This is a genomic window from Paracoccus lichenicola (assembly GCF_009708075.1).
GTDB classification, from domain to species: Bacteria; Pseudomonadota; Alphaproteobacteria; order Rhodobacterales; family Rhodobacteraceae; genus Paracoccus; species Paracoccus lichenicola.
In genome coordinates this window covers 1-6,747 of sequence record NZ_WMBT01000036.1, presented here as the reverse complement: position 1 = coordinate 6,747, position 6,747 = coordinate 1, and the positions used below count along the sequence as shown (strand labels likewise).

Sequence of the window (6,747 nt, the reverse complement as noted above, 5' to 3'; positions counted from 1 at the left end):
GTGGTGCGAGACACGACATCATCAACGCCTGTCAATGCAAAATGGCTGCGGTGCAAACCGGGTGGTTACCCAAGGTGCGAGGGCGCGCGCGATCCAACGACTGCAAGGTGCTTAGCGGCATCATCTACGTCAAGCGATACGGTCTTCGCTGGCAAGACGCTCCCGCAGTCTATGGCCCCTACAAGACCCTGTATAACCGGTTCGCCCGGTGGTCCCGGATGGGCATCTTTGCCAAGATATTTCAGGAACTGGCGCGGCCAGGCGCTCAGAGAGATACGTTGCTGATCGACAGCACATTCCTGAAGGCGCACCGCACCGCGGCCAGCCTTCGAAAAAAGGGGATCGTCCGCGGGCGATCGGACGCACGAAAGGCGGCCTGAACTCCAAGCTGCACATGCTCAGCGACGGCAAGGGCCGGCCGCTGAACTTCTTCCTCTCGCCGGGTCAGATGGCCGACAGTCGTGGCGCACTCGTGCTTTTGCGCCATCTGCCGCCAGCCAAGCATTTCCTGGGTGACAAGGCGTATGATGCCGACTGGTTGCGCGATGGCCTCGAAGACCGTGGCATCTGTCCCTGCATCCCGCCCCGGAAGAAGCGCAAGAAACCTGCCAGATACAACAAGCGCCTCTACAGAAAGCGATACCGCATCGAGAATGCCTTTGGCCGCCTGAAGGACTGGCGCGGCGTTGCTACCCGCTACGAAAGATGCGGAGACATCTTCCTCAACGCCATCATCCTCGCAGCCATCGTCATATTTTGGATCTGATGTTTATAGGGACTGACCCTAGAAGTGCAGCCCGGCACGCTCCATACAGTACGTTTATGATCTCAGAAATGCCGTGCGCCACCCAGCATCGTTGAGAGGACGGTCAGGTTACCCATGAACAGGCCCCTTGAGGATCAGCATTTGCTGGCGGAGCGAAATCTCAGATGAATGGTCCGATATTTTTTGCAATGAAGGGGCGGCTACTGTTACAGATTAGGCCATGACACAGATTTTGATCGGCTACGCCCGCTGTTCCACCGACAAACAGGATCTTGCTGCGCAGAAGGGTATCCTTGTCAGCTTCGGAGTTGCTTCCGATCGCATCTACACCGACCACGGCTTTACCGGCACGAACCGCGCCCGCCCTGGTCTGGATCAGGCGCTTGCAGCTTTGCGGGAAGGTGACACGCTGGTCGTGCCAAAGCTGGACCGCTTGGCGCGTTCCGTCCCCGACGCCCGCGACATTGCCGACAATCTGGCCGCGCGCGGGATCAAGCTTCAGCTTGGCACCTCAATCCATGATCCGACCGACCCAATGGGCAAGCTGTTCTTCAACATCCTGGCGACCTTTGCCGAGTTCGAGGCCGACCTGATCCGAATGCGGACCCGTGAGGGCATGGCTGTGGCCCGAGCCAAGGGCAAGCTGCGGGGCAAGAAGCCGAAGTTGTCGGATCGCCAGCAGCAGGAGCTGCGGCGCATGTATGACACCGGAGAGTATTCCATCAGTGATCTGGCAGAGGTGTTCTCAATCTCGCGGCCGACCGTGTATCGCACCTTGGGCCGGCAGGCGGCGGTGGCGTGATGACAGATGATCCAAAGCCCCCACGACCACCGTCCCTGAAAAGCGAGACCCGCCAGACGAACTGGCGACGCACCAACCTGCCGAAGTATCAAGCTCATCTCGCAGTCCAGCGGGCACTGTCGTCCGGCGCATTGGAAAAGCAGGGGTGCGAGGTCTGCGGCGCTGCCAGGGTGGATGCCCATCACGACCGATACGACGAGCCCTTGAACGTGCGGTGGCTCTGCCGCAGCCATCACGTCAAGCTGCACTATTACGGCGAGGATATGTTTCCTGTCGGCCGACCACAGGGGGGAGCAAGGGACTAACGCAGCCAGCGTCCGGCAGAGATACGGGACGAAGCGGACGTTAGCAGGTGCAGCGTTGATGGTCCGCACGTGCCTAGGCGATCCGCATGGAGGCAACACCACACTTCAGCGATTGAAGACACGGCGGGCACCATTGGGGATTCCTTGTCGAGCTTACGGATGCTAAGGTTTCAACTGTCACGGTTGCTTTCGGGCTGCAGCTTGCAAACGTTAATCGGGGGAATGTATTGCGCCCCTGCTGTTTGCTTGTAGGAAAAAGCCGTGCATCGCGGGGAGCTTAAGGTCTGATATGTCGCGGAGCGACCTTCTTGTATCTTTGATTCGCGCGGGCGCGACCGGCGATCGTGAGATGCTGCGCTCTACCACCGAAGCGATGGTTGCTGAAGAACGCGCCAAGAAGCACTTCATCGTGGCCGACCGTATGCAGCGCGCCCTGTCAGCCGTCCCGGTCACACCTCCTTCCCTTACGGTAAGCTCGCCTCACTTGGCAGGTCCGAACGGGCGCGAGGCCATTCTCGAGGTCACGCCGCAGCTCCAGCTTGATGACCTCCTGCTACCTTTGCCGGCAAAAGAAAGTGGCCGTCAGCTTCTTGAGGAGCACCGCAGAGCGGATGTCCTGCGCGCGAGCGGCTATGAACCGCGGCACCGGGTGTTGCTGTCGGGTCCCCCGGGTAATGGCAAGACATCGTTCGCCGAGGCGGTGGCAGAGGGCTTGGGCTTGCCTTTCTTTGTTGTCAGATATGACGCCTTGATCGGCAGCTACCTCGGTGAGACGAACGCCCGGCTCCGCAAACTCTTTGACTATGTGCGAACGACTCCGAGTGTTCTGTTCTTCGATGAGTTCGATGCCATCGGCAAGGAACGCGGCGATACACATGAAACGGGAGAGATTAAAAGGGTTGTTTCTTTCCTGCTCATGCAGCTCGACCAGCTTCCTAGCTACGTTATTGTGGTCGCGGCGACCAACCATGGCGAGCTGCTCGATCGCGCTGTTTGGCGCCGTTTCCAGATGCGGCTAGCATTTCCGGCGCCCAAGAAAAACGAGATTACGGTGTTTCTGAACCGGATCATTTCTGGTTGGCCAGATGCACCGACAATGCCGCTGAGCCGACTTGCCGGTCGCCTTGGCGATGTGAGCTACGCAGAGGCTCTCGACTTCTGCCAGAATGTCAGGCGGCGGCAGATTCTTGGTTTAGGGGAGGTTTCGGTTGATGAGGCATTGCGCGCGGAACTGGATCTTTGGGCTTCGCGCGTTACACCAGGGTTTATAAATGCCGAGCGACCCAACAAAACCCCTTCTAAGACTGACGCCGAGAGCTGATCAGCCCCGCCCAATAGGCCGCGCCCGACCCGTTCCCTCGCCAGATACCTTTCCGCGAGACCGTCAGACCGGCGCATTCGGCCCAAAGTTCACACGCCTTGCCGAAATTCTCTCGCGCGGCAATGGTGCGCTTGAACTGCGTGCGGACCCTGCCGCCCTTGCGCCAGAACGGCTGTTGGTGTTCGAAGTCCGCGGCACGATCAATTCGTTTGCCGCGTCCATCCGTCAGGTGGGCGGGCTGGAACTGGTGGATGAGGAAGAACTCGACGGCGACGAACAAGACAAGCAACCTGTCGCCTACCTTCTGGTCCCTGACATGGTGGCATTGCGCAACCTTGAATCACTTTGGCGGCGTTGGCAGTCTGGACAACTGGTCAGAGGGGAAACGCCTTGGGCGAATGTATTCGAACACCTCCGGGACTTGCGCGTTTGGGGACCAGACGACCGCGTTCAACAGTCAGATCGAAGCTTTCTCTCCTCAATTCTCGACGGCCACCAGGACAATGATTTGATCCGACTGGAGATCGAACTGGTTTTCAGGGCTAATGAAGCGGCCGCTCGGCTCAGTGAAGAGGAGACGACGCAAGCGCTGACGGCGCGAGGGGGGCAGGTTCTATCTCGCTCCCGTTTGCCCGACATTTCCTACCATGCACTCCTTGCCGATATCCCGGCTTGGGCCGTGCGCGAAATCATCGAACGGCGAATTGAGGGGATCGCTGGTTTGGACACGGTGATGCACATCCGTCCACAGTCCGAGGCCACAACCGTTGAGATTAGCGATCCTGAGGACAGCCCGCAGGCCGAGGCTCAGATCGAGGAACTCGGTGAGCCGATCCTCGCGGTGCTCGACGGCGTTCCGGTCAGTGGCCACAAGCGGCTGGCCGCCCATATTGACCTCGACGACCCCTTCGATCTCGAGCCGGACGCCTTGGTGGCGTCGCGGGCGCATGGAACAGCGATGGCATCCCTCGTCATTCACGGGGATCTCAATCGCGGCGAGGTCCCACTGCCGAGAAAGATCCACATGATTCCCGTTTTAGGGAACAATGATGCCTTCCCGCCCGACAGGCTCATTGTCGACATGATCTACCTCGCAGTCACCAGGCTGCGCCAGCAGCGCCCTGGGATCGTGATCGTCAATCTCTCTCTCGGCAATCAATACCGGCCATTCCATAACCACCTTTCGCCCTGGGCCCGCCTGCTCGACCGCTTGGCATATCGCTTCGGCCTGCTCTTTGTCGTGAGCGCAGGCAATCAGGTCTCCCCGTTCGGCATGCCGACCTATGCAACCAGCCGGGACTACGAGGATGCTGACGCAGAAAGCCGCGCAAAATCAATGGTCGAGACCCTGCATGGTGTCATGGCGGACCGCCGCATGCTATCGCCAGCAGAGACGGTGAACGGGATTACGGTCGGTGCCGGAAACGTTGACGCCGTTGGTCCTGCTGAGCGCGGGTTGGCGCGATCCTTGATCGATCCCTTCCCGGCTCATGTGGCGGCGAACCCATCAAGCAGCCTCGGACCGGGCTTTGCCAGATCGGTCAAGCCGGACATTTTGATGCCCGGCAGCCGAGAGCACATGACCTGTGTTGGCAATCACCGGCACATTGACATCCGTCCGGCACAAGCCTCGCGCGGAGCAGGTCTCAAGGTTGCGGCGCCGCCAAGGGCTGGTCGAGAGAATCTTGACGGTTATTCGAATGGAACCAGCGCAGCAGCGGCGCTTGCGTCGCGGACGTGTCACCGCATCCACGATGCGCTCGAGTCTGCCTACGGGGATGCGTTTCTGCGCTTGCCCCCCATACAGCGCGCAGTCCTGCTGAAGGCCCTTTTGGTCCATCCGGCGCAATGGCCAAGGGATACCGCCGAACTCATCAAGAGAACCCTTGGCCCGGTTGGTCGCGGCCAAGCCTCCAAGCAAAAGGATAACATTCGGCGCTTCCTAGGCTACGGCTATGTCGATGCTGACGACGCGGTTGCGTGCGCTGCGGATCGGGCGACGTTTTTCGCAACAGGGCTTCTGGGAGCTAATCGCATCGCAAGCATCGACGTGCCGGTTCCTGTGGCAATCGGCGGTAAGGCGCGACCGCACAACCTGTCAGCGACCGTCGCGTGGTTTTCGCCAGTTCTGCCAGGCCGGAAGAGTTACCGCAGCTGTCGCCTGAAGATCCTTACGCCAGCCGAGATAGAGGCGCTCTCTGTCTCTGGTGATAGTTGGCATCCGGACGAAAACCAGAGTAATCGCGGGACCGTCAGTTCACGCCGCTGGTATGGGACAAATGCGCCGGTCGTCGTGCCTAACATGACAATCCCCCTTGTCGTGCAGCGCGACCCTGATCAAGGCGCACCAGTTGATGAGGAGATACCCTTTGGTTTAGCCGTGACGATTTCAATGCCGGGTGAGATCGAGATCTACGACGAGGTGCGTGCTCGCATCGCTCCTCAAGTTCAAGCGCGTTCGGCTGACGGCATTTGAGTTTAGAACATCGCACCAAAGACTCACTTAGTGGACCCTAAAGCCCACCTGACGCAGCACGCGACAGCTTTAGGGTGTTGCTGATGACACACGGATGATGCAGCAGGTTTCCGCCTTGAGGCTGCTGAGTAACTCACCGCATGCTGTTAGGCGCAGGGGCAAACTCGCTTTGCTGCAACAGCATTGTCCTACTGATTTCCGCGGCGTGGACGAATGGCTCTTCGCGACATGCTGGAGACCTAGTCGCGATGTGAGCTAGCGATCCTTAAGCCCGACGATACGAGTACCTGCACTATCTGCCCGTACATCAAATGCATCGGATAATGAAAGCACGTAACCTAAGTTCTCACCGAGGGAAAATGGGAAAAATGCTTCCACGCTTTGGGGGCTCACATTAATCCCAATTATAGCTTTTTGAACCTGTTCAGAAACCACAGTTGACCCTCCTACGGCTTCCCGCCATCCGCCGCTTCGATCTGCTTTCGCGTGCGTCCGTCCGGGGTTGACACCTGTTCGAGGCCAGCAGCAAGTACGTCCATCATGTGCGCGCCCTCCTCGACCGCCTCGCGCTCCATGTAGAAATAGGCTCCTTGTGTTGATGCAGCGGCATCCCTCTTGGAAAAGAGCACGAAACCTGCGGATGAAGTGCCAAAGCTGGTGCAGGACTCACGATATTTGCTGGCGTCTTGAAGCCATCCAGAGCCGATTTGGAAAGGTGATATGAAATGGGATTTGATTGCATTTCATGCGGGAGAGACAGCTATCTCGGCGGGGGATGTCCCTGCTGCGGAGGCGCAACCGTGCCAAGCGATGATGGATCGAAGAAGGATGAGCAGTCAGGCGGGAGCGGCGTGGCTACTTTGTTCATCCTGACCACGGGCCTTGGTCTTCTGATGCAGGTTTCAGCCCTGTTCCTCGACTAAACAGGGCGTCCCCCTTCGGGTCGCGTCCCCGGTTCCGGCCGGCAAGCCGGCCTCCACCCGAGCTGGTCAGGGCGATGCTCCCGGCTGCGGCGGGCGGATGCCTGTCTCGTCCCGAGCCAGTCCCTCGCCCGCCGGTCCTGGTCGCCCTGCCCTG

6 protein-coding genes are annotated in these 6,747 nt (G+C 59.4%); 5 read left to right on the top strand and 1 reads right to left on the bottom strand.

The window, feature by feature from the left end; translation table 11 throughout:
- From GIY56_RS18695 to GIY56_RS18685, 5 genes are all read left to right on the top strand, one after another.
- The coding region (locus tag GIY56_RS18695; RefSeq protein ID WP_328288597.1) for a transposase at window positions 1–380 on the top strand (380 nt) is incomplete at its 5' end.
- Window positions 296–766 carry an IS5 family transposase gene (locus tag GIY56_RS18690; protein ID WP_328288598.1) on the top strand — a complete coding sequence of 157 codons (471 nt, stop codon included), beginning with the start codon at window positions 296–298 and terminating at the stop codon, window positions 764–766. The genes GIY56_RS18695 and GIY56_RS18690, both read left to right, overlap by 85 nt.
- A 232-nt stretch (window positions 767–998) precedes the next feature.
- The gene (locus GIY56_RS17950; RefSeq protein ID WP_230312630.1) at window positions 999–1,568 is read left to right on the top strand and encodes a recombinase family protein; all 570 of its coding nucleotides are present in this window, start codon (window positions 999–1,001) and stop codon (window positions 1,566–1,568) included.
- A 594-nt stretch (window positions 1,569–2,162) separates the two neighbouring features.
- Window positions 2,163–3,194 carry an AAA family ATPase gene (locus GIY56_RS17945; RefSeq protein ID WP_154766213.1) on the top strand — a complete coding sequence of 344 codons (1,032 nt, stop codon included), beginning with the start codon at window positions 2,163–2,165 and terminating at the stop codon, window positions 3,192–3,194.
- A 178-nt stretch (window positions 3,195–3,372) separates the two neighbouring features.
- Entirely contained in the window at window positions 3,373–5,670 is a 2,298-nt protein-coding gene (locus tag GIY56_RS18685) for a S8 family peptidase (RefSeq protein ID WP_328288596.1), read from the top strand.
- Between the two features lie 446 nt (window positions 5,671–6,116).
- Here GIY56_RS18685 and GIY56_RS18810 read toward each other — a convergent pair whose 3' ends face one another.
- Window positions 6,117–6,245, bottom strand: a complete 129-nt coding sequence (locus tag GIY56_RS18810; protein ID WP_268866591.1) for a hypothetical protein — start codon at window positions 6,243–6,245, stop codon at window positions 6,117–6,119.
- Between the last annotated feature and the right edge of the window lie 502 nt (window positions 6,246–6,747).